This is a genomic window from Diplocloster hominis, from assembly GCF_032380655.1.
Classification (GTDB): Bacteria; Bacillota; Clostridia; order Lachnospirales; family Lachnospiraceae; genus Diplocloster; species Diplocloster hominis.
The window spans coordinates 61,006-87,631 of sequence record NZ_JAWDIY010000011.1; the positions used below are offsets into that span (position 1 = coordinate 61,006).

Genomic DNA, 26,626 nt, shown 5'->3' on the forward strand with positions numbered 1-26,626 from the left:
CGGGCCGGTGCGAGGGCGGGCTTCGGGGGCGGCGGAATTCTTTTGTGTCTCCCCGGGCGGGCATAGGGCGGCTGTGCAGCAGCTTAGTGAAATCCAAAAACCGGATTCAGGATGCCCGGCGGACTTCACGTCCGACGGGCAAGGGCCCCTGAACCGGAAACACATCATGTGTTTCTGGTGAATGGACCCGGTTCCTGAATCCGGTTTTTGGATTTCACTTAGCTGCTGCCAGCGCAAGCCCTCCGCCCGCCCGGGGAGACACAAAAGGATTCCGCCGCCCCCGAAGCCCGCCCTCGCACCGGCCCGCTCCGGCCCTTAATCACAGAACCTTCATCCCAGCTCCTCGATCTGCTTAAGCCACAAAGCCGCGCTGGCATCACTGGGCATTCTCCAGTCGCCTCTGGGCGACAGCGCAACACTTCCCACTTTAGGTCCGTCCGGTATGCAGGAGCGTTTGAACTGCTGGGAGAAAAATCTTCGGTAAAAAGTTTTCAGCCATTTCAGAATCGTAACGTTGTCGTAGACACCGGCAAACGCCTTTTGGGCTACACGGTAGATCTTCTCCGGCTCATAGCCGAATCGGAGCATATAATAGAGGTAGAAATCATGGAGTTCGTAGGGGCCCACCAGGTCTTCCGTCTTTTGGGAGATTTTACCGTTCTTCGGCGGAAGCAGCTCCGGGCTCACCGGCGTGTCCAGTATATCGTACAGGATCGCCGAGAGCGTATCATTGTCACAGGTTTCGGCATAATATCTGACCAGATGGCGGACCAGGGTCTTAGGGACAGAGGCATTGACCCCATACATGGACATGTGGTCCCCGTTATAGGTGGCCCACCCAAGGGCCAGTTCGGACATGTCCCCGGTTCCGATCACCAGGCCTCCCGTCTGGTTGGCAATATCCATCAGGATCTGGGTCCGCTCCCTGGCCTGGGCATTTTCATAGGTCACATCGTGCTGATCCTGATCCTGGCCGATATCCCGGAAATGGATATTGACCGCTTCCCGGATATCGATCTCCCGGAATGTGGCACCCAGGCACCGGATCAACTCACAGGCATTCGTGTAGGTCCGGTCCGTGGTCCCAAAACAGGGCATGGTTACCGCCGTTATGCCTTCCCGGGGCAGCTTGCAGCTGTCGAAAGCCCGGGCGGTCACCAGAAGGGCCAGCGTGGAGTCCAGACCCCCGGAGATTCCCACAACCGCGCTTTTACAGTTGGTGTGGATCAGCCTCTTTTTCAGCCCTCCCGCCTGGATGGACAGGATATCCTGGCAGCGTTTGTCCCTGTCCTGCTTATTGGCAGGCACAAACGGATTCGCGTCAAACATCCGGACCAGCGGAGTTTCCTCCATCTTCAGGTGGAATTTTACACGGACATAGGTCAGATTTTCTTCCTGCTGGAAGGTGCCCAGCCGCCGCCGTTCACTCATCAGCCGGTGGACATCTAGGTCCGCCCAGATGGTCTGATTGGAGAAGCGGGGAGACTCCGCCAGCACGATCCCATTTTCCGCGATCAGGTTATGGCCGCTGTATACCACATCCGTAGTGGATTCCCCGTCACCGGCGCTGCTATAGACGTATCCGCACAGCAGCCTGGCGGACTGGCCCCTGGCCAGATCCTGCCGGTAGGTGTCCTTGCCCACCACCTCGTCGCTGGCTGACAGGTTCACGATCAGAGTGGCTCCGGCCAGCGCGTGTTCCGTACTGGGGGGGGACGCCACCCAGACATCCTCACAGATCTCCGCCGCTACGGACAGCCCGCTCATCTCCTCACATTCGAATAAAATCCGGCTGCCGAAGGGAACCTGATCCTGCTTACATTCCACGAATTCCGGGTCTTTCGGGCCTTCGGTGAAATGTCTGGCTTCATAGAATTCAGAATAATTCGGTATATTTCTTTTTGGTATGATACCAAGAATCTTTCCTCTGTGCAGTACAGCCGCCGCATTATACAGTCTGTTCCTGAACTGGAAAGGAAGCCCGGTAAACACCAGCGCGTCCAGGGATACCGTCTCCTCCGCCATACGGTACAGCTGCCGCATGGATTCCTCCAGCAGCAGTTCCTGCAAAAACAGATCTTCACAGCTGTAACCGCTGATGGCAAGCTCCGGAAACACGATGATCTTCGCGCCCTTTTGTGCCGCCTGTTTCATTTCCTTTATCATAACATCGGTATTGTAGACCGGGTCCGCCACCTTCATATCCGGCGTGACCGCGGCGATCTTTATAAATCCATGCTTCATGCTGCGCCTCCTGCATTTCAACTGAAATTCTGCCTGTATCTGCTGTATCGGTCAGTCAATATTTTACTTTACCGCCTGGTTTTTCAGCTCCTTTAATTCCTCCACCGTGAACTGGTAATGTTTTTCACAGAACTGGCAGTTCACCTCGATCTCTTTTCCATCGTCGATCATTTCCTGCAGATCCTTCTTTCCCACGCTGATCAGGGCTTTGGACACCCGGTCTTTTGTGCAGTTGCAGTAAAAGCTGGTGGGAATACGGTCCGTAGTCTCCATTCCCAGTTCGCCCAGCAGCTTTTCCAGGATCTTTTCCGGGGAATAGCCCATTTCCAGAAGGGACGTAACCGACTGCACCTGACTTAGGTTCGATTCCAGCTCATCCACGACCCGCTCCTCGGCAAAGGGCATCAGCTGAAGGATAAATCCCCCGGCCTGTTTTACCGTATTATCCCTGGCCATCAGCACACCCAGTCCCACCGAGGAAGGCACCTGCTCCGATGTGGCAAAGTAATAGGTCAGATCCTCCGCGATCTCTCCGGTCTGCAGATCCACCTCTCCCACATACGGTTCCTTCAGTCCCATATCCTTGATGACACGCAGATATCCATGTCCCACAGCCCCCGCCACATCCAGCTTCCCCTGCTGGTTCGCATGCAAAAGCACGGAAGGCTCATTAACATAACCCTTGACCCGGGCCATGGCATCTGCGGTCACGGTAATTCCGCCAAGCGGTCCGTCCCCGCGTATCTGAAGTGTCAGAATATCCTGCCTGCTTTTCATCATACAGCCCATCATGGCTCCGGCCGTCATAAGCCTTCCCAGCGCCGCTGTGGCCACCGGGCTCGTATTATGGGCCTGCCGGGCCTTTTCCGCCATATCCCTTGTGGTAGCGGCAAATGCCCGGATCTGTCCCTGCGCTCCCATTGCCCTTACAATATAATCTCCCATTTTCCACTCTCCTATCTTTTTCCCCATTCCCTTGCGATCACATAGATCCGCTCACTGGCCGGCCCCGGTTCTTCTCCGGTGAACGCCTCATAAGCCCCTTCGAATTGAAGGCCCGCCTCCAATAGCAGCCTCTTTACCTTCTCAAGCTCATATGCCCGCTGATAATGTGTCTCCTCAAATTTGCGATACAGCGAGTGGTTTCCCTCTACAAAAAGAGTCAGATCGTATTCATTGATCTGTTCCTCTTCATAATAGGTATTCTCCCAGATAAAACTGCAGTGCTCCCTATTTTCCGCAATCACACAGTCCCCCATCTGTTCATACTTATAAATAGTGTTCAAATCAAATAAAAAATATCCACCCGGATCCAGATAATTATTCACAAGGCGGAATACTTTCAGCATGTCCTCTTCTTCCAGCAGGTAGTTTAACGAATCGCAGACACTGACCACCGCCCGCACTGTCCCATACAGCTCGAACTCCTGCATATCCTGCAGCAGATATAAGATCGGCAGCCCTGACTGTTCCTTCTTATGCATGGCGATCTCCAGCATTTCTTCCGAGTTATCCACACCGATCATGTCATACCCGGCTTTTGCCAACAGTTCCGTCATATTGCCGGTACCACAGCCCAGGTCCAGAACCAGTCCGTCCCCGATCCCCAGATCCTTTAATACTCCGACCAGATAAGCGCTCCATTCCCCGTAGGGCACGTTGTCCATGAATTCGTCATATACCCCGGCAAATCCCGTATACGCTTCCATTTTCTCCACCAGCCTTTTGTTAGATATACTATCAAGTTTTCCGTGGAAAAGCAAGGTTGATTCTTTCTTCTGTTGATTCTTTCTCCAAAATCCCGTATACTGGAATAGAAATTACAGCCACAGTGCGATCCCCGCGGAGCGTTTTTATTTACACAGGGGCACTTTCCTGTGAAATAAGAAAATGCCTCCGGCCAATCAGGCCTACAAAGGATTCCATATGAAACGAATGAAGAATACAAACAAAGTCTATAAAAATATACGACGTTTTTATCTGTCGGATTTCATTTTCCCCATTCTCTTTCTTATGATACTGGCAGCCGCCTGGAAGTACAATCCCTTCCAGGGCATCTACACGCCGATGAAGATAGATTCCGTGCAGACCTTAAAAAATGCTTATTCCTCCGATAACCGTTATGTCAAAATCTCCCTGAAGGATCTTCACAATACCGGTTACGATTACATACGTTTCGGCAAAGTATACGGAACCTACTACTATACCTTTTTGGACGGCACCTGTCTCATTGTCATCCTCTCTCCCGATACGGTTCAGAACCTGGCTGCGCCCATCGCGCAGCTTAATATCCGCGCCAAAATCGTCCGGCAGAACCAGAGCGACAGAGAATTGGTGGAGCGTATGTCCGAAGATCTGGACTGGACCTATCAGGATCTGTCCCAGGTAGTCAGTCCTCTGATTCTGGATGAAGCAGATTACCATCTGCTCTTTCCTTCTATTCTCACCTTGTTTCTTCTGCTTGGCTTTCTGTGCGCCTTCGCCGTCCTGATTACCGATCTGGTCTACCTGGCCGATCCCGGACTGGCCCCGGTATCCCGCAGACTCAGCCGGCTTAGTAAGGACAAGAATGCTCTGGCCACGGCAGTTCAGGAACTGGAAAACGAGCCGTTGCTATCCACCGGCCACATGTATGTAACCGAGCACTATTTTTTTGACCTGTCCAACCGGGGGACCATCATTCTTCCGATTCACCACATGCTCTGGGTGTACCGGCATCTGAAAGTGCACAGGCCCCTGCTGAGAAAATCCACGTCCTATCATCTGTATCTGATCACGGAAGACGGTCGCGTGACCGTCTGTCCCAAACGCAGCCAGCATGATACCGACGCCGTCATCGCGTACCTGCAGAACCTTAACTCCCGGATTCTCATTGGATTTACAGAGGATAACAAGGAAGCCGCCTCTCATTTAGTCAATTCTTATATTCAGTCCGCTAAGAAGGGACATCACCTCCGGAAATGAAAACCTGGCTCCTTTCATATTATTGGTCAGAACATCGATCTGGTATCCCGAGGCCTGCCTGAAATCCGCTTTCTGGATATTGCATTGAAGGAATTCGGTTCGTTCAAGATTACATCCTTTAAAGCTACACTCCATAAGCCGGCATTTGGCAAACATGGAATCTGAGATATCCTGTCCCGAAAAATCAAATTTTCTCAAGTCCATGCCGGCGAATGTATTGTACTTCAACCGGCATGTCTGCAGTTTTTTGATCGGTTCCGCAAACTTTCCTGCGGGCAGAAGCTCCTCCCAATGTACCCCAATCAGATTACAGTCTGCAAATTCCACGAATTGAATCTGGGAGTGATCAGACGCTCTCAGGCTTGTAATCGTACATTTGCGGAAAGTACAGCTGCTAAATGAACACTGAACCAGCACGCATTCTTCAAATATACAGTTGGTAAACGTACAGTCCTCAAACCTGTATTTCCTGAAAGTTTCTTCTCTGTATTTCAAATTTTCAAACTGCTGCGATTCATAATACTTTTCTTCCATAATATTTCTTACCTCCTGATGATTCATAAGGGGGCCGGCCTTTTTATCCGGCATTTACAGGCATTTATAGGCAGGCATCTACCTGCAAATATGATCATAAAGTAAATTGACAAACCTCACAAGAAAGAATAGAATCATATCTTAACTGGAATTTGTTACTGCAAATCAGTTTTGTAGGAAAAGGTTAAACACAATGTTCAACAGATTAAGTTAAAATATAAACGCAAAGAATACGGAGGGAATTGCAGAATGGGTGATTGGTTTACCATCGACCACATCGATAAGGATACACATATGATCAGCGAATACCGGCATTGGGAAGAAACCCACGCCTATTTGCTGAACGGCAGTACCCGCAGTCTTTTGATCGATACGGGGCTTGGCATTGAAAATATTTACGAGGAAGTCATAAAATTAACCGACAAACCGGTCATAGCCGTGGCAACCCATATCCACTGGGACCATATCGGCGGCCACCGGTATTTTCCTGAATTCTACGCCCATGAAGACGAGGTCTGCTGGCTTACCGGAGAGTTCCCGCTGACGATGGAACAGATCAAAGCCTATGTGGTCGAACGCTGTGATCTGCCGGAAAATTTTAACGTGGACAATTATGAATTTTTCCAGGGCACTCCCGTGAGGGTATTAAAAGACCAGGACCTCATTGATATCGGCGGCCGGGTGATACAGGTATTACATACCCCGGGCCACTCTCCCGGACATATGTGTTTCTGGGAGGAAGCCAGGGGGTATCTGTTTACCGGTGATCTGGTCTATAAAGATACGCTCTTCGCCTATTACCCCTCCACCGATCCGGCCGCCTATCTGGCCTCTGTCGAGAGGATCGCCGCACTTCCCGCGAAAAAGGTATTTCCGGCTCACCACGATCCGGACGTGAAGCCCGCTCTCATCCAGGATATGAAAAAAGCCTTCACCCAGTTGAAGGAAGAAGGCAAGCTGCATCACGGCAGCGGTATTTTCAAATATGAGGATTTCTCTATATGGATATAGCGAAACCTGCAATTATGTTCCATATCTGGTATGACTGATTCATTTCCCGGCGGATTGCGGCTGCGGGCATGGGGACCTCATGTATTCTTACGAAAAGAAATTGAGGGGGCTTTTATTCCTCACCCCTGGAACCCATAATATAGGTAAATACCGCGCCTGCCGCCAAAAGCACTACACCTGCGATGGTGTTGAGTACTGTGATGTGCATACCGCTTTCCTGCATGACATTGTATATAATAGCGAAAGGAGAAGCCACGATAAGCCCCATAATCGCGCTGTAGGTGGTTACACTGTGCTTGCGGAACAGGTAATCGATCAGCTTCGCAATCAGGAAGATCCCCAGCAGTACGCCGATCCCGAAAGGAATCAGCACAATTCCTCCAGAGAGTATCCCATCTATCTCGAAGGAGGCCAGCGAGTCCAGAAAACTTTTCAGCGTGTCAATGATTCCATAGTAATATCCCAGGATCATCAGGACCAGAGAGCCGCTGACTCCGGGAATGACCATGGTAGCCGACGCGATGATCCCGACCAGGAACAGTTTTATAATGGTAAAAATCCCGGGGTCCGTGAGGGAAGCCGACTGTCCCTCGCTTTTCATCAGAGGCATCACGATAACCAGCGCGAACAGGACAAGAAATGCGATGACCTGGACTGCACCGAACTTCGTGTGTGTGGTTCGCATTCCCTTTTTCAGGTTTGCCACCAGGATCGGCACACCGCCCAGTATCATACCGATGAATGCCAGACAGGTGGGAAAAGGCTGATTGGCCAGCAGATACTGGATCGCATAGGTGAATCCCACCAGGCCGATGACACAGCCGATCCCGATCGGGAGCAGGCTGATCACGCTCTTCTTGAACTGTTTGAACAAATTAGTGATGGAAGAGATCAGACGGTCATAGATTCCCATAGAAACCGCCATTGTACCACCGCTGACTCCGGGGATAATATTGGCTACCCCCACAAAAATACCTTTTACAATATCGATTATAAATTTCATGCGTAACGTTTTACCTTTCTTAATTTACTTTCCTGTACAGATCAGACTCTTATAGATACCTCTTTGTATATTTTCTCAGGAAACCGAGAAAAACATTCATCTCCTCATCCGTTCCGATGGTAATTCTCAGATAATTATCTGTCCGGGGGGCATCAAAATAGCGGACATAGATCCCCTCTTCTTTTAACGCAGCCTGCAGTTCACGGGCCGGATAGTCCGGATGAGTGGCAAACAGAAAATTCGCCCTGGAATCCGGAAACGCAAACCCCAGCTCCCGCATTTCCTCTTTCACCCGCTCCCTGGTGGTGATAATCTGATCCAGGGTTTCCCGGAAATAAGCTTCGTCATTGACTGCCTCCACGCCCAGGATAATCGCCGCCCTGCTCATGGTATAGGAATTGAACGAGTACTTAACGTCATTCAGATATCGGATCAGCCGAGGGTTCCCCATCGCATACCCGATTCTCATACCTGCCAGTGAGCGGGACTTGGAAAAGGTCTGGACCACCAACAGATTCTCGAATTCGTCGATCAGTTTCACCGCCGACTTTCCGCCGAAATCAATATAGGCTTCATCTACGATGACAACGCTGTCCCTGTTGTGCTGTAAGATCCAGCGGACATCCTGCAGAGGCTCGTACACACCGGTAGGCGCATTGGGATTCGGGAAAATAATTCCGCCGTTCTCACGAACATAATCCTCCTTCACCAGATGAAACTGATCATCCAGCGGCACCGTCTCGAAGGGGATCTGAAATAACTCCGCCCATACCGGATAGAACGAATAGGTCACATCCGGAAACAGCAGCGGCTTGTCCGAGTTAAAAAAGGTCATGAACGCCATAGCAAGCACATCGTCGGAGCCCACTCCCACAAATACCTGGCCGCTGCTCAGATGGTAATGATGGGCCAGCGCCTCCACCAGATCCGACGCCGCCGGGTCCGGGTAGAGCCGCATGGCTCTGGTGGACATGCTTTTTACCGCCTGCCGCACCTCCGGTGACGGAGGATAGGGATTCTCATTGGTATTCAGCTTGATAATATTCTCTCTTCCCGGCTGTTCGCCGGGAACATAGGGGGTTACCTTCCGGATATTCTTTTCCCACGTTCTCATTCGTATCTCCACCTTTAAAAATACACTTTGCCAAGGGCCTCAAAGCCGGGCATGGCATTTACGATTGTCTCATAAGCTACGCAGTACGCGATCCTGACATATCCGGGGCAGGCAAAGGAGGTGCCCGGCACGATCAGGATATTGTGTTTCTTCGCTTCCTCACAGAACACTTTTTCATCCGGAACCGGAGATTTTACGAACAGATAAAAGGCGCCTTCCGGCTTAATGCAGGTAAATCCGCACTTTTTCAGCCCTTCATAGAGAGCCTTGCGGTTTTTGTCATAGAAGTCAACATCCACTTTGGCATCCAGACACCGGCCGACGACCTTCTGGAACAGGGACGGCGCGTTGACATAGCCCAGAATCCGGTTGGCCACATTCGCCGCATTGATGATCATCTCACTGTCAGCGGCTTCATCCGGGATCACCAGATAACCGATCCGCTCTCCCGGCAGGGACAGGGATTTGCTGTAGGAATAACCGACGATGGTATTTTCATAATAATCCGCGACCCACGGCACTTCCACTTTGTCATATACCAGCTCCCGATATGGTTCATCCGTGATGAGATAGATATCGGTATGGAATTCTTCCTGTTTTTTGTGAAGGATTTCCGCCATCTTTTTTAATGTGTCCGCGGAATATACCACGCCGGTGGGGTTGTTCGGAGAGTTGACTATGACTGCTCTCGTCCGGCCGGTGATCAGCTTCTCAAATTCGTCCAGGTTGGGCTGGAAGGTTTCCGTGTTGGGAGGAACCACCACCAGGTTCCCTTCAAAGTTGGCCACATAACTTCTGTATTCCCCGAAGAACGGGGCAAACGCCAGCACTTCATCACCAGGATTCAGTAATGTCTTGAAAATCACATTCAGACCTCCTGCCGCTCCTACAGTCATCAGAATATTATGCAGCTGATAAGAAGTACCGAACTTTTTGTTCAGGGATTCCGCGATCGCCTGGCGCACGTCGTCAAAGCCGGAATTATTCATATATCCGTGGACAGCCAGAGAATCTTCTTCCTGTATGATGTCCATGACCGCCTGTTTCACTTCCGCGGGAGCATCCACACTGGGATTGCCCAGACTGAAATCATATACCTTATCTGCTCCATAGATCGCCGCCAGACGTTTCCCTTCCTCAAACATTGCCCGGATGGCCGAACTGTTCTGAACCATACCTATCATTTTATCTGCTATCATAGCGTTACTTCCTTTCCAGAAAATTCTTATCCCTTATCATAGCAAACTACTGGAGAAAATGCAATATTGGAACGATGGGGAGGGGGCTTTTGGGGGAGGGCCGGGGAGAGAGGGGCGGGGCGCGGCCTTGCTGAACCGGGCAGGCTATCCCGTGGGGCGGAATCGCTTCGGCCGGACCTAAGAACAGGTAACTACGATGGAGGGAGAACCTCTTATTGGCATGGCCTGGAACAAACTCGCCAAAATACGGCTCGGACAGTGTTCCAGGCCATGCGAGGTTCTCCCTCCACCTGCGTAACCTGTTCTAAGGCCCGGTCTCAAGCGATTCCGCCCCACGGGATAGCCTGCCCGGTTCAGCAAGGCCGCGCCCCGCCCCTCTCTCCCCTACACTGGTAAAAGCGAACTTATATTTCTGAACTTATATTTATGTATTTATATATTTAAGTATTTATATTTTTATACTGGGGTTTGCAACAGTTGGGCGTTTGATTTACACTTATTGGAAAAGAGGTTTCTATTGGATTTTTTGGGGCTTATATTGGGCGTTTGTGCTGAAGGGCCTGGGAAGGAGTTTTGGTATGAGTAGGATCAGGTGGTGTAAGAGGGGTTTTTGTTTGCTGCTTGTTTTGATGATTGGTTTGACTGGGTGTCAGACTGAGGGAACGGGAGAGACGGATGAGACGGATTCCGGGAAATCGGTGGGGGCAGCGGATTCTAATGAGGCGGGGGATATGGGGCTGGCGCCGACGCCGGCGACTAGTGGTGCTGATGGAGGGGAGGTATCTGGAGAACCACCGGCGGGGGATTCTTCCGGGAGATCTGAGGCTGGGCCCTCTGCCGCGCCGGAAGCGGTGATGAAGGGGACGGTGATTCAGGTGTCGGATTCGACGATTCTTTTGGCTGTGAATGAGAATGCTTCGTCGGACCTGTTTACCGTAGGAACGGCTGATATTCCGATCGTGGATTCTTCGGGTAATCCCGTGAAGGCCGGGGAGGTTGTGCCGGGAATGCTGGTGGATGTGGAGTATGACGGATTTATTGAGGAGATATATCCCGGGATCGTCGCGAATCCCTCCCTGGTTCGGATTACGGATGCCGGGGATGATATGACCGGGTTTTATCTGACGATTGTCCGGGATATCTTTGAGACGGATTCGGCGCTTAACAGCGATATCCATACCATCGCTCTGGATCTTACAAAAGTGCATAATCTTTCGGACGCTGAGAAAGCAGCTCTTGCTTATCTGGTATGGACTCAGCTGGGTTACGAAGCGTTTCAGAGTACGTGGGATGAATTGAGTGAACAGGGTTATATTGATAAGGACCGGCTGAGTTTTGAGGATGGGATTCTGATTACTCTTACGGATACCCCCGTAAAGGGCTCTTCTTTTGATTTTACGGTTAAGAAATGGCGGGGCGGGGATGGTTCGATCGGGTATGATGATTGCAAAGCTAAGAAGTCCGGCACGGAATGGGAGTATAAACTGGACGGAGCGTGGATTTCCTGAGAGAGGAATTGGGAGGGGTAGTCCCCTCCCATCGTTTGCTGTGGGCAGGTACTTTGGGGGACCGGCAGGAGTTTTTTTGTAATGCTCCTTGCGCTTTGGCAGCGGAATGTAGTAAGATCAGAAAAAAGGAGGATCTGTTGGCGGCGGTCCGCCAGCATTTAAGCAGAAGGGAGTTAACAGATGAGTCAAACAGTTCTGGTCACAGGCTCTTCCCGGGGAATCGGTAAGGCCATTGCTTTAAAGTTTGCTAAGGAGGGCTGGTCCGTCGTTTTGAACTGCGCCCGGTCTTTGGATCAGCTGCAGGCTGTAAGGGATGAAATAGAAGAACGGACAGGACAGGCGTGCCTGGTCTGTCCGGGTGATGTCGGGAATTATGAGCAGGCGCTGGGGATTTTTTCGGAAATTGAACGGCGCTTCGGGGGCGTGGATATCCTGGTAAATAACGCCGGGGTGTCTCATATCGGCCTTTTACAGGATATGTCGGCGGATGAGTGGCAGGGATTGTTGAATACGAATCTGTCCTCGGTGTTTTACTGCAGTAAATTGGCTGTGCCTTATATGCTTACGAAAAAGAAGGGTCGGATCATCAATATTTCTTCGGTCTGGGGAAATGCGGGTGCCTCCTGTGAAGTGGCTTATTCCGCTTCCAAAGGCGGGGTGAACGCGTTTACCCGCGCGTTGGCTAAGGAACTGGCGCCCAGTAATATTCAGGTGAATGCCGTGGCCTGCGGTGCTATTGAGACGGAAATGAATCAGTTCCTGTCCGCTTCGGAGCGTCAGGAACTGATGGAGGAGATCCCCGCGGGACGCTGCGGCGACCCGCAGGAGGTGGCTCAGATGGTTTATCAGCTGGCGCATGCCCCTTCTTATCTGACCGGACAGGTGATTACCCTGGACGGCGGTTGGATGTGAATGTTATAAGAAATTGCCGACTTATTTCAGCTTCCAGATATCCCTATTATACTGTTCTATGGTCCGGTCGGATGAAAAATATCCGGCTTTCGCGATATTTACCAGCATCTTTTCACTCCAGCCCTTCCGGTCCTCATAGTCTTTGAGCATCCGGTCTTTGGTGCGGATATAGTCTTTCAGATCCAGAAGCGTCATGAACCAGTCTTTGCCGATCAGTTCCTTCTGCAGTCTGTTCAGATTTTCCGGGTCCCCGATTTTCATAAGCTCAGGGCCGGTGATAAAGTCCACGGCCTCTTTGATCTTGGGATCTTTCTCGTAATAGTCTCTCGATACATAGTCTTCCCTGGCATAGTGTTCGATTACTTCTTTGCTTCCCACTCCGAAGATATAGATGTTTTCGTCCCCGACCAGATCATGGATCTCCACATTGGCGCCGTCCATGGTACCCAGTGTCACCGCCCCATTCAGCATGAACTTCATGTTGCTGGTTCCGCTGGCCTCTTTGGACGCCAGGGAAATCTGTTCGGAGATATCGCAGGCCGGTATCAGCTTCGCAGCCTTGGTCACATTATAGTTCTGGACCATAACCAGGTTCATGTGCCTGCGCACCTGTGGATCGTCCTGGATTAACTCCTGCAGACAGAGGATCAGATGGATGATATCCTTGGCTGTCACGTAGGCCGGAGCCGCCTTGGCCCCGAAGATCAGGGTGACCGGCGTGGAAGGCACTCTGCCTTTTTTGATCTCCAGGTATTTGTGGATGACATAGAGCGCGTTCATCTGCTGGCGTTTATACTCGTGCAGACGCTTGATCTGGATATCAAAGATGGAATTTTCGTCGATCTCTATATGTTCCGTCTCCTCCAGGTAACGCTTTAACGCCAGTTTATTCTCTTTCTTGATGGCCAGCAGCTGTTCCTTCACCTGGCTTACGTCCCGGTAACGTAACAGCTGTTCCAGTTCCGCCGCGTCCTTCTTGAACCCATTCCCGATCAGTGACTCGATATAGTCCGCCAGCGGGTGGTTTGCCTCCAGCAGCCAGCGGCGGAAGGTGATCCCGTTGGTCTTATTGTTGAATTTTTCAGGATAAATATCATAGAAATGCTTCAGCTCCGAATGCTCCAGGATCTCGGTGTGCAGGGCCGCCACTCCGTTGACGCTGAACCCGTAATGAATATCGATATGGGCCATGTGTACCCTTCTGTCCCCGTCGATGATCTGCACTTTCTGATCGGCGTACTCCTCTTTGACCCGGGTGTCCAGCTCGCAGATGATCGGCATCAGGTGGGGCACCACTTCGTTCAGATACTCGAAGGGCCATTTTTCCAGCGCTTCCGACAGGATCGTGTGGTTGGTGTAGGCGCAGGTCCTGGAGACGATGCCGATGGCCTCATCCAGACGGATGCCCTCCAGCATCAGCAGCCGGATCAGCTCCGGGATCACCAGGGTAGGATGGGTATCGTTGATCTGGATCACCACATGCTGATCCAGTTTGTGCAGATCGTAACCTTTTTCTTTGCACTCTTTTAAGATCAGCTGCGCGCCGTTGCAGACCATGAAGTATTGCTGGTATATGCGGAGCAGGTTTCCTTCTTTGTCACTGTCGTCCGGGTATAAAAATAAGGTCAGATTCTTTTCCACCTGGCTTTTATCGAAGCTGATCCCTTCCTCAACCAGACTTTCATCCACCGTCTCCACGTCAAATAAATGGAGTTTGTTATTTTTGCTCTCGTAACCCGTCACATCGATATCGTATAGACGGGATTTCAGTGTAAAATTTTTGAATGGCACTTCGAAATGGATATCGGTCCGGTCAAGCCAGCTCTCCGGCTCGATCCAGGGATTGATTAACTCTTTCTGCTTATGTTTTTCAAATATCTGCCGGAACAGCCCATAATGATAATTCAGGCCGATACCGTCGCCAGGCAGGGAAAGCGTGGCGATGGAGTCCAGAAAGCAGGCAGCCAGACGGCCCAGCCCGCCGTTCCCCAGGGATGGCTCCGGCTCCGCCGCTTCTACCTCCTCTATCGTTTTTCCAAACTTCGCCAGCACTTCTTTCACATCTTCGTACAGACCCAGGTTGATCAGATTGTTTGATAAGAGCTTGCCGATCAGAAACTCGGCGGAAATGTAATAGAGCTTGCGCTCCCCTTCGTTGTATCCGCGTTCCTTTGTGATCTGCTTGGTCAGCTCCAGCAGGGAATAGTACAATTCCTCACTGCTGCAGTCCTTTGCTTGTTTGTGACAGCGCCCAGTGATGATGTCACACAATTGCTTTTCTATCATATGATACCTCCCGAAATATCTCACCTGTATTTTTCTTTCACGCATTCCCGAATCCTAAAATTTACTATTATTGAAGTTTATCACTACTAGGATACATGATCAATGTGAAAATTATACGATTTTGGCTTGATTTTGACAAATTTTTGTGTATCGGCAGGTTTTGTTATTTCTATGATACGGTCCGGTTTTTTTTATCTTTCAGCTTGAGCATGGCAAACAGGCTGCCGGTGATACCCACTCCCGCGCCCAGAAGAATACAGGCCCGCACCATTCTCGGATACAGCTCCCGAAGCGGAATCAACCGGATACCATCCTGGAACAGATGGAACTCCTCCGCCATAAAACCTGCTCCCCAACGGTAACTGAAATAGAATACCGCCAGCGGCACCGCCACACCGATCAGCCCCATCACGATCCCTTCCAGGATAAATGGTATCCGTACAAAAGCCTCCCGGGCTCCCATCAGGCGCATGACCCTCGTTTTTTCCCTCTGAGCCTCGATTCCCACTACCAGCGTATTCCGGATCAGTACCGCGGAAATGATGATCAGTATCCCTGTCATCCCCATCACCACGGAGGTGATCACATTTTCCAATTTCACAAGCGCGTTCACTGCGTCGGTGGAATGCTTGACACTGCGCACGCCCTCCAGCCCTTCCGCAAATGTGACAAAAGAAGGCTGATCCTTGATCCTGTTCAGATAGACCTCATAGTTATCGGAATTTTCCAATGGGTTGTCCTCCTTGAGGATTCCCTTCAGATTGGCCTCCTCCGGAAATACCGAGCTCTGGAAGTCCGCCCAGGCATCCTCTGCGGAGATGTATACCGTCTCCTTCACCTCAGGCCTCTGCCGGATCAGTTCACCGATCTCTTCGATCCGCTGATCCGTGACTCCGGGCTCGAAAAAGATCAGCACGGATATCTTTTCCTCGGTTTTCTGCACCGCGTTGTCCACGTTCAGAGCGGTCGCGTAGAATAGTGAGAACAGAAAAATACAGACCGACATCGTAACCACGGTGGCCATGGAGTATACTTTATTTTTCCACAGATTTTTTAACCCCATCTGAAGCAGATAGCGATAGGTCTTAATTCCCATAGAAATATCCTCCCCGGCTGCTGTCCTTGATGATTCTGCCATGTTGCAGGGTGACAATGCGCTTTTTCATATTTTTCAGTATTTCCTGGCTGTGGGAAACCACCAGTACGGTGGTTCCCCCTTCATTGATCCTGTGAAGCAGCCACATAACTTCCATCGCATTTTTCCGGTCCAGATTGCCTGTAGGCTCATCGGCCAGCAGGATCGCGGGCTGATTCACGATGGCCCTGGCCACTGCGGCCCGCTGGCATTCCCCTCCCGACAGCTGGCCGGGATACAGCTTCGCCTTTCTTTCCAGTCCCACCTCCCGCAGTGCTTCCATAACTTTTGCACGGATTTTTTCCGGGGCGGTCTCGCTGACCCGAAGGGCGAATGCCACATTTTCATAGACGGTAAAGTCTGAAAACAGCTTAAAATCCTGGAACACCACCCCGAACATCCGGCGATACCGGTAGATCTGGCGTTTTTTCAGCCTTCCTGTGTCTATGCCGTTTACCCGTATCGTCCCTTCTGTAGGCTCCGTATCCTTTAACAGCAGGTCCAGCAGTGTCGTTTTCCCCGCACCGCTTTCCCCTTCCAGAAGTACGAACTCCCCCTTCCCGATCGTTAAATCCAGCTGGGTGATGGCCTTCTGGCCCGTCGGGTATATCTTGCTCACATGTTCTAATTGTATGATCTCATTTTCATTTACATTTGCCATGTATCCGTACTCCACTTAAAATTGCTGTATTTGTCTATTGCTGTTTGGACTGCTTTCCTTTATCCCTCATCCGATAGACCAGGGCCATCACCTCAGCCACCGCCTGATAGAATTCTTCGGGTATCTCCATGTCCAGCTCCACATTTTCATACAGGCCCCTGGCCAACGGCCGGTTTTCCAGGATACAGATTCCGTTTGCCTCTCCGATCTCAATGATTTTAAATGCGATCCGGTCCGCACCCTTGGCCAGAAGAACCGGCGCCCGGTTCTTCTCCGGCTGATAAGACAGCGCCACTGCATAATGCGTAGGATTCCGGATGATCACATCCGCCTCGGGAACTTTCTGCATCATCCTGCGGGAAGCCATCTGCCGCTGCTTCTCCCTGATTTTGCCTTTCACCTGGGGATCACCCTCGGTCTGCTTATATTCTTCTTTGATCTCCTGCTTACTCATCCGCAGATTCTTCTCATATTCCCACCACTGGTAGAGATAATCAAAGGCCGCCAGGAAGAGGAAAGCCACGCCCACCGTATTAGCCAGGGAGACCACCGTATCCCCGATAAAGGAGAAAGCCCCTATCACACTGCCGTCCATCAGCCGCATGAACTGTACGATACGGTCTTTCAGATAAATGTAAATCACTGCCCCCAGGACACTGATCTTAATGAGCGCTTTTAACAGCTCTACCACCGAACGAAGGGAGAAAAGACGCTTAAATCCTTTCAGCGGACTGATCCGGCTCATCTTAAATTTCAGCGCGTCCATGGATACCATCAGTCTGGTCTGCAAAAAAGTGATGATCACAGCCACCGCCACACTGAGTAACAGCAGCGGCAGCGCTGCCTGAAAGAAAATAAGCATGGCCTTTGGCAGCTTGTCGTTTAAATTACCGGCGTTGACGGGATATAGCGTCCCCGCGTAGTTGAAAAACAACTCAATACAATATTTAAGCTCCCGATAGATCGTAGGAGCCAGCATCTTCAATCCGTTAAATAATGCCAGCAGAGAAAACACGGTAACCATATCCTGGCTCAGAAAAACATTTCCCTTTTTCCGCTCGTCTTTTCTCCGCTTGGGAGTGGCTTTCTCTGTTTTTTCGTCAGCCGCCACCGCATCTCCCCCCTTTCAGCTCTGCCTGTCATTCTGTCAGACGTTCTGCCTTCCTGCCCGCCCCTTTGTCCGGCGTTCTCTCACCGCTGGTCAGATCATCGTCAGCAGGCGCTGGACCTCATCAAACATAGCCGCGATATAGCGGTCTATAAAATTCCCCACCGGCTGGGCGAACAGCATCATCAGGAGCATACCGGCCAGTATTTTTACCTGGAGATTGATCACAAACACATGGATCTGGGGAATCAGCTTCATCAGAACTCCCATCGCCGCCTCTATGATGAACTCCGCCGCCACAAACGGGAGAGCCAGTTTTATAACCATGACAAACGCACTCTGGAACAGTGTCAGCAGAAACCCGCTGATTTCCGATACCACCAGCGTATAGGTTCCCACCGGTATCATCTCAAAGGAATAGGCGTATACCCTGATTAGCAAAAGATGGGTTCCGGTGGCGAATATGTAAAGGAAAAAACAGACATTCAGAAGCTGTCCGAAGATCGACGCCGAAACTCCGTTAACCGGGTCCATCACCTTCCCCATGGAAAGTCCGAAAACCGTATCCAGCAGGTCTCCCGCGACAAAAATCATATAAAAGAAAATCTGTAAAATAAGCCCCATGCACAGCCCCAGTACAACCTCTTTCATCAGAGCCATGGCCATCTCAAGCGTGTGAAAGCCTGACACCACACCGCCGTCTAATCCCGGCGCGATCAGCAGGCTTAAGGCCAGCACCAGACCGACCCGCACCCGCATGGGTACATTTCGCTTGGTGAACATGGGATTGGATAAGATAGCGCCGCCCATCCGGGCAAACACCAGCAGGAATACATCGAAATATCCTAACAAACCATTCATAATCCGCTCCCGCCGCTAGAGGGCCGCCATCATGGCGAACAGCTCCTGCACAAAGGAATCAAAAACATTTAACATCCAGGAGCCCAGCACCAGCAGCAGGATCGCGATCACGATCAGCTTCGGCACAAAGGTCAGTGTCTGTTCGTGAATCTGGGTCGCCGCCTGAAAAATGGCGATGACCAGCCCCACGATAATGCTGACGATCAGCAGCGGCCCGGCCAGCTTAAACGCCACCAGCATGGCTTCTTTCATTACTTCCATAATCTGTTCTGTCGTCATACGGCCACCTCCTTAGTGGAATCCCTGCACCAGAGTCTTAATCACCAGGTCCCATCCGTCTACCAGCACAAACATCATGATTTTAAAAGGCAGCGCGATCATGGTCGGGGGCAGCATTACCATCCCCATGGACATCAGGGTGCTGGACACCACCAGATCGATGATCAGAAACGGGATAAAGATTAGAAATCCCATGGTAAATGCTTTATTCAGCTCACTTAACACGAAAGATGGAACAATGACGGTTAAACTGAGTTCCATGTATCGTTCCGGCCCCTCCACTGATGTATCCGGCAGCTCCGTTTTGGATATGGACATAAAAAGATCCAGGCTTTTCTTCTCCGTCTGTTTCAGCATGAATTCCTTCATCGGCTCCTGCGCTTTTTCGAATGCTTCCTCCCGGGTAATCTCCCCGGACTTATAAGGCTGATATGCCTGCGTATTCACATCGCTTAATACCGGGCTCATAATAAAAAAGGTCAGCACCAGCGCCAGACCGATCAGAATCTGATTCGGCGGGGACTGCTGCGTACCCATGGCGTTGCGCAAAAAGGACAGCACGATGATAATCCGGGTAAAACTGGTCATCATAAGAACCAGGGAAGGAACAACTGCCAAAAAAAGGAAGAGGAGCATAATATCCAGGGAATTCATGGAACTGCCCTCTCCTGCCGCATCCTGAAACTTCATGGTGACCTCCGCCGCGCTGACCGGATGGGCGAAACCAAACACACCCACACAAAAAGCCATAACACCGGCCGCCCACTTCCCCGCTTTCCATCTGCCAGTCCTGTACTTATCCATCATTGGTAGCCTCCCCTGCCGCATATTCTCCGGCAGTACTTCCGGGAATTATAGTAAATCATCCTTTGTTCCCCCGCTCTTTTTTCCGCTCAGCAGCTTGTCCTTCCCACTCTTCAGGCGGTTGGCCAGCAGCTTCGCAAAGTCTGAGTCTGCCGCCGGTGCCGGCCTCTTTTGCTCATAGTGATCCAGTTCCTGAATCTTTTCGATTCCCGAAGGGGTAACCCCCAGCAAAAGGAACCGCTCCTGCACCTGCACGATCAGCAGGTAACTGTCCCTGCCAAGAGGCGTTTTTTCCAGAATCTGTATATTGCCGGACATCCCTTTCGGCCCTGCCCCTTTCGCGACAAATCTGGTCGTGATATAGGCCAGATATAATACACCGGCCAGAACCACGAGATAAATGACCAGCTTCACAATCAATTCCAACATACGCAATCCCTCTTGTTCAATCTGTCTTGCTGATAATCTCGATAATCCTGGCTGCGAATTTATCTCCTGACACCATCACATCCGCCCGGCCAACCAACGCGCCGTTGACCACCACATCGGCGGGAGCCCCCGCCTGTTTATCCAGCAGAAGGGTCTGTCCCTGTTCCAGTGCCAGAATATCTCTGACTTTACAGACAGTCTGCCCTACCCTGACAGAGACGTCCATGGACACATCCATCAGCTTCTGTCTGGATTCGTCTATATCATTCACTCTGTTCTCATCCCGTACCACCTTAAACTCCGGGAACTGAATACTCTTGACTGTTACCGCCTTAGACTTCCGGATACTTTTCCCCGGCCTGCCTGCAGTGTCCATCCCCAGCAATTCCGACATGTTGTCCCTGTCTATCCCATAGACATCCAGATCCATGATATCTTCCAGCATCATATGATACCGTACGGCCAGAAACTTCTCTTTATCCGGAGAGATGCGGTACAATGCCGAATCCGCAGATCCTTCCGCATAGACACCTTTTATTTCCTTTTCTATCTTTTTACCATAAAATTCTCCCAGCTCCTCCAGCGCCGCACCCAGGCATTGGGACACCACCTCCCTGAGCGCGCTCAAAGCGATCTCATCCATCGGATTCGGCTGCGAAAGCCCAATTCCCATAACAAAATTAACGATCCGTGACGCCGCTTCCCGCTCCAACATATAAAACTGGGAAGAATTCTCATCCTGTGAGCGATCCGATATTTCTATTAATATGCCGGAAGCCGGAAGCACCGAACATAGCTGCCGGCGGTCCAACTCCTGTATCTCTTCTACAGTGATACCCGCCTTTTTTCCAAACAGTAAATTGATTTTTTCACCAACAGGTACCGCCAAAATCTCCAGCAGTTCCTTCAAAGCCCCTTTATCCGCAGCTTTCATGCTAACCTCCAGTGCCGCATTATCTGCAGCTTATAATACCTTACTAATTGATACGGCCTTGTTCAGTTTCGTGTGGCCAAGCTTTGCTTCAAAGCAGGCCATGTCCTCCACGAAAATCTCAATATCCGTATCCAAATGCTTTCCAATAGGAATCACGTCCCCCACCTGGAGATCCATAACCTCCTGGGCGTCCAGGGCAAACGTGTTCAGGATGGCTCTTAACTCCACCTCGGATTCCAGCAGATGCTGTTTGATAAACTGCTGGCGCATCCGGATCTTAAAGTCATCCTGTTTCAGGTTATTCATGGCGTATTTATAACCGAACTTAGAAGTCAGCTCCTCCACATTGGGGGCCGGCATTACGATATGGATATTTGCCGACAGATCATTTAACAGCACTTCCAGCTCCACCAGAATTACCACATCCTCCGGCGCGCTCATCTGCAGCAGGTGCGGATTCGTCTGCAGGCCGGTCAGGTGGGCCTCCACGCCCATATATCCCTGCCACGCATCCCCGATAAAATCGCTAAAGCGCCCCAGAAGATATTCCAGCACCGCTTTTTCAATATCCGTAAAATCTCTGTGCAGCTGATATTCCGTACCGGCTCCGCCCAGAAGCCGTTCGATCATAAAAAAGCCCAGGGCGGTATCCAGCTCCATCACCAGCGGAGCCTCATTGCACTCCTTATTCTCCGGCATCAAAGTTACCAGCCCGAACAAAGAACGGTCTTCGATCTGGCTGCTGTATTCCTGGTATCTTTTTTCCACGATCCGGGTGATATGCATCTCGCAGTAGACCTGCAAAAGCCCGGTCAGATAAGTAGCCAGCGACCTGGAAAAAGTGTCGTACAGGTTTTCAACCGTGCTCATGCGCTCTTTTGTAAACTTTTTAGGTGATTTAAAATCGTATGTTTTTACCACTGGTCTGTTCCTTCCTATTGTCCGTCGTCCATATCCGGCACATCAATCGGACTTAAGGGATCAAATACCTGCATATCGCCCGATTCGATCTCTGATTTGTCAAAGTCCCTGCCCAGGATGATCATATCCACACGCCTGTTCTGCTCCCGGCCTTTCTTAGTGCTGTTGTCCGCAATAGGATAATTTCTGCCGTATCCTCTGGAAATCAGCATCTTCGGGTCCAGGTTCGTATGATCCTCCAGATAGATCGCCACGTGATCCGCCCGCTCAGAAGACAGAAGCCTGTCATTGATGGGGGAATTCGGGGCCTGCGCAGTATGCCCGTTGATATAGACCGCCAGTATCTCTCCTGCCTTATCCTCCAGTATGGAGCCCAGCCTGTCCAGCACTTCCTTGCTCTCTTCCCGAAGGCCCGAGCTGTCCGGGTCAAACAAAAGCTCATTCTTAAACCGGATATAGATTACATTGTCGGTGCTCACCGCTGTAGCGTCGATCTCATTGCTCTGCAGATACTGCTGGATCTCATCCGCCATCTGCTGGATCGCCTGTGTGGAAGTAGATACCTGCGAGGTGCCCGGATTCTCAAAGCCGCCGGTAGACTCTCCCACTTCCGGATATTTCAGTTCATCCGGGATCTCCTCCAGAGATACTTCCGGCTCGATTCCCAGCTCTTTCTGCATTGCCTGGGCGATCTGCTCTAATTTAGTGATATTTACATTTGATATACTGTATAGTAAAACGAAAAAGGTCAGAACTAAGGTTATCATATCCGCATAGGTATTCAACCAATCCTGACCGCCCCCGTCTTCTCTGTGCTTTTTCTTCACCGAGAACCCCTCTTTACCTTTATTTATCTTCCTTTATTGCCGTCATTCCATCTGCGGGAACTTCTATTTACCGATCTCCAGCGCTTTCATCGCCATGGCCTTCGCCACATTGAGCGCCGTCAGATTCGCCTCATAGGCCCGGGTGGCGGCCATCAGATCCACCATCTCCTCCGCGCTGTTGACGTTGGGCATCATCACATAGCCTTCCTCATCGGCATCGGGATGCTCCGGGTCATACACGGGAACCAGGTCATTCTGGCTCTCCACGACCTCCTCCACATAGACTCCGCCGTTTTGCACATTCCTGTAGGCCTGGTCCAGTTCACTTTTAAAATCCAGCGGCCGTTCCCGAAGCACCACCTGACGCCGCCTGTAGGGGCCGCCCTCCTCGGTTCTGGTCGTGTTCTGGTTCGCCAGATTCTGCAGGATAATATCCGTGCGGAAACGCTCCGCCGTCAACGCGGAACCCGTTATATTCAATGAATCCAAATATCCCATAACCCGCTCCTTTTATTTCGCCGTATTATTGATCACGTACTTCAGTGTGGACAGCCTGCCGGACATCCGGGCGGTCAGCGCAGAATACTGCAGATAAGACTGCCACAGCTCCAGCTCTTCTTTCTCCACCTGGACATTGTTCCCGTCGGGGCGGGCCTCGGTCTCTTCATCCGTGGTGACCACGGTCTTATACTCCGTCACCGGGCTCCCCTTTTCTTCACTTTCCTTCAGTATCTGCTCAAACTGTACCTTTTTCGCTTTATAACCGGGGGTCTCCACATTGGCAATATTATGGCCGGCTACCTGCTGCTTCTGCCACATAGCATCCAAACCGCCGCTTAACGCCCGAAACGCTGCATCCTCAAACATAACTCATCCACCTCTTATCCATGACTTCCCATCCGCACCTGCTTATCCGCCTGTGCGAATGCTTCTTTTAATTCGGTCAGCATGGGAAGGATCTCCTGGATTCCCTCCGGCTCCTTTTTTATATTCGCCTGTACGATCTGATAGATAAAATATTCATACAGGGATGACAGGTTCTGCGCGATGGCATACTCAGGGTTCAGCGTGGCCGACAGATGGCTTACGATATTCTGCGCCTTTTTGAACAGCTGGTTGCATTCCGCGAAATCTTTATTTTCCAGGCAGGCCAGACCCTTGTTCAGAGAATTGATGGTTTCGTCGAACAGCAGATTGATCATATCTCCCTGTGTCATGGTCATGACTGATTGTTGCTTATATTTTTCATATGGGTTTTGCATCCTATTACTCCTTCATCGCGCCGGCTCAAGCCGGATCTGACTGTTATGAATATCAACCATTCGAAGATGAGAACTGCTGGGAGATAAAGGAACTCTGGGTATTCAGATTGGAAATGGCCTTTTCCATCTCCGTAAACTGCTTCCAGTAACGCTCCCGCTCGGACTCATACTTCCGGTTCAGGTTAGACAGCGCAGTCTGGATATCCTTCAGCTGATCATAGATCGTATTATCGTTAGAAAGGATCGACTTCGTACCGGCGTATCGCACCATACTTCCGGGACTGCCGCTGCTTAGGTTCGCCGCTGCCTTCAAAGCCGCGTCCATCTTCACCGCGATCCCCTGATCCTCGTCTGTGAACAGCAGCTGTACCTGATCCGGATTCTTAGCCAGCGCTTCCTTCAGCTTGTTCTCATCCAGGATCAGCTTCCCGTTGTCCCTCCAGTTACTGCTGGTATCGATCCCGATATCATACAGGGATAATCCGGCGCTGTCGACCTTCTGATAGAGAACGGTCCGCATATCCGACAGAAGCGTACTGACATTGTCATCATTCCGGAGCAGTCCCGCCTTGGCCTTCTCTTCCCACAGTTCGATTTCCCGCTCACTCATCTCTTTCTTCTGGTCTGCGGTCAGCGGCGCGTACTTCTTATATGTAGCTTCCTCGGAAATCCGGGCATTCAGATCCTCAATCAGCTTGTTGTAATCGTCTACAAACCCTTTAATGCCTTCTAATATTTTATCAGTATCCTGGGCAGTAGTCAAGTGGATAGGGGTGGTGGAAACCTGGGTTAGCTCGATGGTAATTCCTTCCAGATCAAAGGTATTGGAATATCTTTCCACCGTCGTGCTCACTCCGCCGTTATCCACAGTAAAGACCGCGTTCTTTCCGGCTTCGAGGATATCATTGACCTGTGTTCCTGCCTGATTCATGACCAGGGTATCTGTCCCGAACAGATCCTGAAGCGCTTTTGAACCTTCTGCGTCCAATCCGGTCACCGACAGATTCGCTCCCGCTCCGGTAATGCTAAGGCTGCCTGTCTCCTCGTCAAAGACTGCCTGTGCCCCCGGCGAAGCAGCAGATACTGCGTTAGTAATCTGATCTGCCAGCTCCTGAAATGTCAGCCCCGACAGGCTTAGGGAACTTCCGGCCACCGATATGGTTCCGGCAATCCCTGCATCACTTAGGAGTGTACTTTTGCCTACCTTTTGGGTTTGTCCGTCCGTAAAGCCCAGCGCCTTTGTGACATCTGATTCCACATTCGCCGTCTGAAAGCTCACCAGATACCGATCGGATATCACTTCCGCGTTGGTACCGTCATACCGGATCTCTATGTTGGCGGAACCGTCAGTCTCTCCAAACGCTTTTTTTAACTTCTCATTCAGAGCGTCTATGAATTCTGCGCCATCCGCATAGTCTGTTCCATCCTCTTTTTTTCCCACGGACACGCTGTAGTTTGTTCCATTGACATTCAGGGAAAATACCTGTGCGGTGCCTGCATTGGCTGCGCTTACCACATCCGCCAGGCCGGTACCTGAGACCACGGCGGATAATTTTGCTCTCAGCTCATCCGTGCCCGCGGTGACAGAATCACCGGTCCCGAGACCGAACATCGCGCTTAAGAGATTGCCCTCTTTATTTTCCATGGTGATGTCCGCCACCGATCCGGTCGCTTTTGACTGCATCACAAACCGGTCCTCCAGGCTGGAATAGGTAATCTTCACATCCGATCTGTTGTTTATCTTATTGATCACATCGCCCAGAGTATCTGTATCTTTGATCCCGTCGATCACTGTCCCATTGATGGTAAAGGAAAAACTCCGTCCCTGAAGCGCGGTGGCAAAGGGCAGATCCCGGAGCATAGTGTTATAGCCCATGATATTAGTAGCTCCGTCACTCAGTCCCAGCGCTGCCAGGGCATCTTCCCCGTCTTCATTTTTCTGAAAAGTAACCTGTCTGGACGGATCACTTTCCACCGCTCTGCCGTCGCTGCCGATTTTCCCCGTACCGTCCGCATTGATCTGAACCAGTTTCAGCCGCCCGCCGTCGGTTCCCAGTCCCACTGCCGAGCCAAAGGACTGATACATCGCCTTATTCACATTCTCCAGCAGGCCCGCCTGATCTGCGGCACCCTGAAAGGATATCTTCTTCGTCACTCCGTCCACGGTTACATCCATCGTATACGTCTTATCCGGGCTGGTGGTATTTACGGCCGGCAGACTGCCTGCCAGCATCTTTACCGGATTCTTCGATGTCACCTTCGCAGCTGTAGCCAGCTGATCCACCGACTGGATCGTAAGGTTCGCCGGTGCCTGGGAGGACGCGGAAGTTACCTTCACCGCATCCGAACTGCTCATGACCGACATCGTATTGTAGAAGCTCCGGCTTAACAGGTTTGTATTCGCCGAGCTGTAAAAGGAGAAATATTTATCCCGGAAAGAATTAATATTCTGGATCAGATCCCTGTATATCTCCTGCTTCCATTCCAACTGCTGCTGTAATCCGGTCTGCTTATCGATCTTAGCCTGCGTTCCGGACAGCATCTTTTCTACCATTTCTTCCGTATCCATACCGGAGACCAGGCCCGACACATAATTACGATTACCGACTCCGCTCACTGTTGACATGGCT

Annotated in this window: 26 protein-coding genes; 4 read left to right on the forward strand and 22 right to left on the reverse strand. The window is 51.0% G+C overall.

What is annotated here, in order from left to right:
* Positions 1 to 330: 330 nt before the first annotated feature.
* The 3 genes from ABC831_RS12030 to ABC831_RS12040 form a co-directional block, all read right to left on the reverse strand.
* The gene (locus tag ABC831_RS12030; RefSeq protein ID WP_343248368.1) at positions 331 to 2,244 is read right to left on the reverse strand and encodes an NAD(+) synthase; all 1,914 of its coding nucleotides are present in this window, start codon (positions 2,242 to 2,244) and stop codon (positions 331 to 333) included.
* Positions 2,245 to 2,307: 63 nt separating this feature from the next.
* The gene (gene hslO / locus ABC831_RS12035; protein ID WP_343248369.1) at positions 2,308 to 3,189 is read right to left on the reverse strand and encodes an Hsp33 family molecular chaperone HslO; all 882 of its coding nucleotides are present in this window, start codon (positions 3,187 to 3,189) and stop codon (positions 2,308 to 2,310) included.
* A gap of 11 nt (positions 3,190 to 3,200) precedes the next feature.
* Positions 3,201 to 3,953, reverse strand: a complete 753-nt coding sequence (locus ABC831_RS12040) for a class I SAM-dependent DNA methyltransferase (protein ID WP_343248370.1) — start codon at positions 3,951 to 3,953, stop codon at positions 3,201 to 3,203.
* Between the two features lie 217 nt (positions 3,954 to 4,170).
* Here ABC831_RS12040 and ABC831_RS12045 point away from each other — a divergent pair, with 217 nt between their 5' ends.
* Entirely contained in the window at positions 4,171 to 5,208 is a 1,038-nt protein-coding gene (locus ABC831_RS12045; protein WP_343248371.1) for a DUF6709 family protein, read from the forward strand.
* Here ABC831_RS12045 and ABC831_RS12050 read toward each other — a convergent pair.
* Positions 5,155 to 5,742, reverse strand: a complete 588-nt coding sequence (locus ABC831_RS12050) for a pentapeptide repeat-containing protein (protein ID WP_343248372.1) — start codon at positions 5,740 to 5,742, stop codon at positions 5,155 to 5,157. The two genes, ABC831_RS12045 and ABC831_RS12050, sit on opposite strands and share 54 nt — an antisense overlap.
* A gap of 249 nt (positions 5,743 to 5,991) precedes the next feature.
* Between ABC831_RS12050 and ABC831_RS12055 the strand changes: the two genes are divergently transcribed.
* The gene (locus ABC831_RS12055; protein WP_343248373.1) at positions 5,992 to 6,753 is read left to right on the forward strand and encodes an MBL fold metallo-hydrolase; all 762 of its coding nucleotides are present in this window, start codon (positions 5,992 to 5,994) and stop codon (positions 6,751 to 6,753) included.
* 112 nt (positions 6,754 to 6,865) lie between these two features.
* Here ABC831_RS12055 and ABC831_RS12060 read toward each other — a convergent pair whose 3' ends face one another.
* From ABC831_RS12060 to ABC831_RS12070, 3 genes are read right to left on the reverse strand one after another with little or no spacing between them, the layout of a single operon-like run.
* The gene (locus ABC831_RS12060) at positions 6,866 to 7,756 is read right to left on the reverse strand and encodes a DUF368 domain-containing protein (protein WP_343248374.1); all 891 of its coding nucleotides are present in this window, start codon (positions 7,754 to 7,756) and stop codon (positions 6,866 to 6,868) included.
* 49 nt (positions 7,757 to 7,805) lie between these two features.
* Positions 7,806 to 8,870, reverse strand: coding sequence for a histidinol-phosphate transaminase (hisC, locus tag ABC831_RS12065; RefSeq protein WP_343248375.1), 1,065 nt, complete (start codon positions 8,868 to 8,870; stop codon positions 7,806 to 7,808).
* A gap of 14 nt (positions 8,871 to 8,884) precedes the next feature.
* The gene (locus ABC831_RS12070) at positions 8,885 to 10,069 is read right to left on the reverse strand and encodes a pyridoxal phosphate-dependent aminotransferase (RefSeq protein ID WP_343248376.1); all 1,185 of its coding nucleotides are present in this window, start codon (positions 10,067 to 10,069) and stop codon (positions 8,885 to 8,887) included.
* A gap of 578 nt (positions 10,070 to 10,647) precedes the next feature.
* On the opposite strand from ABC831_RS12070, the gene ABC831_RS12075 reads away from it, so the two are divergent.
* Together ABC831_RS12075 and ymfI are read left to right on the forward strand one after the other, a co-directional pair.
* Complete coding sequence (locus ABC831_RS12075; protein ID WP_343248377.1) at positions 10,648 to 11,577, forward strand: hypothetical protein; 930 nt, start codon at positions 10,648 to 10,650, stop codon at positions 11,575 to 11,577.
* A 180-nt stretch (positions 11,578 to 11,757) separates the two neighbouring features.
* Complete coding sequence (ymfI, locus tag ABC831_RS12080; RefSeq protein ID WP_343248378.1) at positions 11,758 to 12,489, forward strand: elongation factor P 5-aminopentanone reductase; 732 nt, start codon at positions 11,758 to 11,760, stop codon at positions 12,487 to 12,489.
* A gap of 21 nt (positions 12,490 to 12,510) precedes the next feature.
* Here the strand turns inward: ymfI and ABC831_RS12085 are convergent, their stop codons facing one another.
* The 15 genes from ABC831_RS12085 to fliD all read right to left on the reverse strand — a co-directional run bounded on the left by ABC831_RS12085 (position 12,511) and on the right by fliD (position 26,622).
* Positions 12,511 to 14,775 carry a glycogen/starch/alpha-glucan phosphorylase gene (locus ABC831_RS12085; protein ID WP_343248379.1) on the reverse strand — a complete coding sequence of 755 codons (2,265 nt, stop codon included), beginning with the start codon at positions 14,773 to 14,775 and terminating at the stop codon, positions 12,511 to 12,513.
* Positions 14,776 to 14,944: 169 nt separating this feature from the next.
* Positions 14,945 to 15,871, reverse strand: a complete 927-nt coding sequence (locus ABC831_RS12090) for a cell division protein FtsX (protein WP_343248380.1) — start codon at positions 15,869 to 15,871, stop codon at positions 14,945 to 14,947.
* Positions 15,861 to 16,547 (reverse strand): cell division ATP-binding protein FtsE, encoded by a 687-nt coding sequence (gene ftsE / locus ABC831_RS12095; protein WP_343248464.1) that lies wholly within the window; start codon positions 16,545 to 16,547, stop codon positions 15,861 to 15,863. Before ftsE ends, ABC831_RS12090 begins: the two co-directional genes overlap by 11 nt.
* A 58-nt stretch (positions 16,548 to 16,605) precedes the next feature.
* A complete protein-coding gene (gene flhB, locus ABC831_RS12100; RefSeq protein WP_343248381.1) occupies positions 16,606 to 17,682 on the reverse strand; it encodes a flagellar biosynthesis protein FlhB in 1,077 nt (358 codons plus the stop codon).
* Between the two features lie 90 nt (positions 17,683 to 17,772).
* The gene (locus ABC831_RS12105) at positions 17,773 to 18,540 is read right to left on the reverse strand and encodes a flagellar biosynthetic protein FliR (RefSeq protein WP_343248382.1); all 768 of its coding nucleotides are present in this window, start codon (positions 18,538 to 18,540) and stop codon (positions 17,773 to 17,775) included.
* 15 nt (positions 18,541 to 18,555) lie between these two features.
* The gene (fliQ, locus tag ABC831_RS12110) at positions 18,556 to 18,819 is read right to left on the reverse strand and encodes a flagellar biosynthesis protein FliQ (protein ID WP_158345402.1); all 264 of its coding nucleotides are present in this window, start codon (positions 18,817 to 18,819) and stop codon (positions 18,556 to 18,558) included.
* A 12-nt stretch (positions 18,820 to 18,831) separates the two neighbouring features.
* Positions 18,832 to 19,509 (reverse strand): flagellar type III secretion system pore protein FliP, encoded by a 678-nt coding sequence (gene fliP, locus ABC831_RS12115; protein ID WP_425524585.1) that lies wholly within the window; start codon positions 19,507 to 19,509, stop codon positions 18,832 to 18,834.
* A gap of 162 nt (positions 19,510 to 19,671) precedes the next feature.
* The gene (fliO, locus tag ABC831_RS12120; protein ID WP_343248383.1) at positions 19,672 to 20,052 is read right to left on the reverse strand and encodes a flagellar biosynthetic protein FliO; all 381 of its coding nucleotides are present in this window, start codon (positions 20,050 to 20,052) and stop codon (positions 19,672 to 19,674) included.
* A gap of 16 nt (positions 20,053 to 20,068) precedes the next feature.
* Positions 20,069 to 20,986, reverse strand: a complete 918-nt coding sequence (locus ABC831_RS12125) for a FliM/FliN family flagellar motor switch protein (RefSeq protein ID WP_343248384.1) — start codon at positions 20,984 to 20,986, stop codon at positions 20,069 to 20,071.
* Positions 20,987 to 21,016: 30 nt separating this feature from the next.
* Complete coding sequence (locus ABC831_RS12130; protein WP_343248385.1) at positions 21,017 to 21,907, reverse strand: flagellar motor switch protein FliM; 891 nt, start codon at positions 21,905 to 21,907, stop codon at positions 21,017 to 21,019.
* A gap of 14 nt (positions 21,908 to 21,921) precedes the next feature.
* Positions 21,922 to 22,674 (reverse strand): OmpA family protein, encoded by a 753-nt coding sequence (locus ABC831_RS12135; RefSeq protein ID WP_425524586.1) that lies wholly within the window; start codon positions 22,672 to 22,674, stop codon positions 21,922 to 21,924.
* Between the two features lie 123 nt (positions 22,675 to 22,797).
* Positions 22,798 to 23,232 carry a flagellar basal body rod protein FlgC gene (gene flgC, locus ABC831_RS12140; protein ID WP_343248387.1) on the reverse strand — a complete coding sequence of 145 codons (435 nt, stop codon included), beginning with the start codon at positions 23,230 to 23,232 and terminating at the stop codon, positions 22,798 to 22,800.
* A 12-nt stretch (positions 23,233 to 23,244) separates the two neighbouring features.
* Positions 23,245 to 23,601, reverse strand: a complete 357-nt coding sequence (gene flgB / locus ABC831_RS12145; protein WP_343248388.1) for a flagellar basal body rod protein FlgB — start codon at positions 23,599 to 23,601, stop codon at positions 23,245 to 23,247.
* 14 nt (positions 23,602 to 23,615) lie between these two features.
* Positions 23,616 to 23,996 carry a flagellar export chaperone FliS gene (gene fliS / locus ABC831_RS12150; protein WP_343248389.1) on the reverse strand — a complete coding sequence of 127 codons (381 nt, stop codon included), beginning with the start codon at positions 23,994 to 23,996 and terminating at the stop codon, positions 23,616 to 23,618.
* 52 nt (positions 23,997 to 24,048) lie between these two features.
* On the reverse strand, positions 24,049 to 26,622 hold the full coding sequence (gene fliD / locus ABC831_RS12155) for a flagellar filament capping protein FliD (protein WP_343248390.1): 2,574 nt from the start codon (positions 26,620 to 26,622) through the stop codon (positions 24,049 to 24,051).
* Positions 26,623 to 26,626: the final 4 nt, after the last annotated feature.

Bases quoted from the DNA above. Each gene is read 5' to 3' on its own strand.
- ABC831_RS12030 (WP_343248368.1), bottom strand. From the start codon at position 2,244: ATGAAGCATGGATTTATAAAGATCGCCGCGGTCACGCCGGATATGAAG.
- fliP (WP_425524585.1), bottom strand. From the start codon at position 19,509: ATGAAGTTTCAGGATGCGGCAGGAGAGGGCAGTTCCATGAATTCCCTG.
- ABC831_RS12135 (WP_425524586.1), bottom strand. From the start codon at position 22,674: ATGATAACCTTAGTTCTGACCTTTTTCGTTTTACTATACAGTATATCA.
- ymfI (WP_343248378.1), top strand. From the start codon at position 11,758: ATGAGTCAAACAGTTCTGGTCACAGGCTCTTCCCGGGGAATCGGTAAG.
- fliQ (WP_158345402.1), bottom strand. From the start codon at position 18,819: ATGACGACAGAACAGATTATGGAAGTAATGAAAGAAGCCATGCTGGTG.
- ABC831_RS12050 (WP_343248372.1), bottom strand. From the start codon at position 5,742: ATGGAAGAAAAGTATTATGAATCGCAGCAGTTTGAAAATTTGAAATAC.
- ABC831_RS12060 (WP_343248374.1), bottom strand. From the start codon at position 7,756: ATGAAATTTATAATCGATATTGTAAAAGGTATTTTTGTGGGGGTAGCC.
- ABC831_RS12040 (WP_343248370.1), bottom strand. From the start codon at position 3,953: ATGGAAGCGTATACGGGATTTGCCGGGGTATATGACGAATTCATGGAC.
- ABC831_RS12045 (WP_343248371.1), top strand. From the start codon at position 4,171: ATGAAACGAATGAAGAATACAAACAAAGTCTATAAAAATATACGACGT.
- flgC (WP_343248387.1), bottom strand. From the start codon at position 23,232: ATGGGATATTTGGATTCATTGAATATAACGGGTTCCGCGTTGACGGCG.
- fliD (WP_343248390.1), bottom strand. From the start codon at position 26,622: ATGTCAACAGTGAGCGGAGTCGGTAATCGTAATTATGTGTCGGGCCTG.
- flgB (WP_343248388.1), bottom strand. From the start codon at position 23,601: ATGTTTGAGGATGCAGCGTTTCGGGCGTTAAGCGGCGGTTTGGATGCT.
- hslO (WP_343248369.1), bottom strand. From the start codon at position 3,189: ATGGGAGATTATATTGTAAGGGCAATGGGAGCGCAGGGACAGATCCGG.
- ABC831_RS12070 (WP_343248376.1), bottom strand. From the start codon at position 10,069: ATGATAGCAGATAAAATGATAGGTATGGTTCAGAACAGTTCGGCCATC.
- hisC (WP_343248375.1), bottom strand. From the start codon at position 8,870: ATGAGAACGTGGGAAAAGAATATCCGGAAGGTAACCCCCTATGTTCCC.
- fliO (WP_343248383.1), bottom strand. From the start codon at position 20,052: ATGTTGGAATTGATTGTGAAGCTGGTCATTTATCTCGTGGTTCTGGCC.
- fliS (WP_343248389.1), bottom strand. From the start codon at position 23,996: ATGCAAAACCCATATGAAAAATATAAGCAACAATCAGTCATGACCATG.
- ABC831_RS12125 (WP_343248384.1), bottom strand. From the start codon at position 20,986: ATGAAAGCTGCGGATAAAGGGGCTTTGAAGGAACTGCTGGAGATTTTG.
- ABC831_RS12075 (WP_343248377.1), top strand. From the start codon at position 10,648: ATGAGTAGGATCAGGTGGTGTAAGAGGGGTTTTTGTTTGCTGCTTGTT.
- ABC831_RS12085 (WP_343248379.1), bottom strand. From the start codon at position 14,775: ATGATAGAAAAGCAATTGTGTGACATCATCACTGGGCGCTGTCACAAA.
- ABC831_RS12090 (WP_343248380.1), bottom strand. From the start codon at position 15,871: ATGGGAATTAAGACCTATCGCTATCTGCTTCAGATGGGGTTAAAAAAT.
- ABC831_RS12055 (WP_343248373.1), top strand. From the start codon at position 5,992: ATGGGTGATTGGTTTACCATCGACCACATCGATAAGGATACACATATG.
- ABC831_RS12105 (WP_343248382.1), bottom strand. From the start codon at position 18,540: ATGAATGGTTTGTTAGGATATTTCGATGTATTCCTGCTGGTGTTTGCC.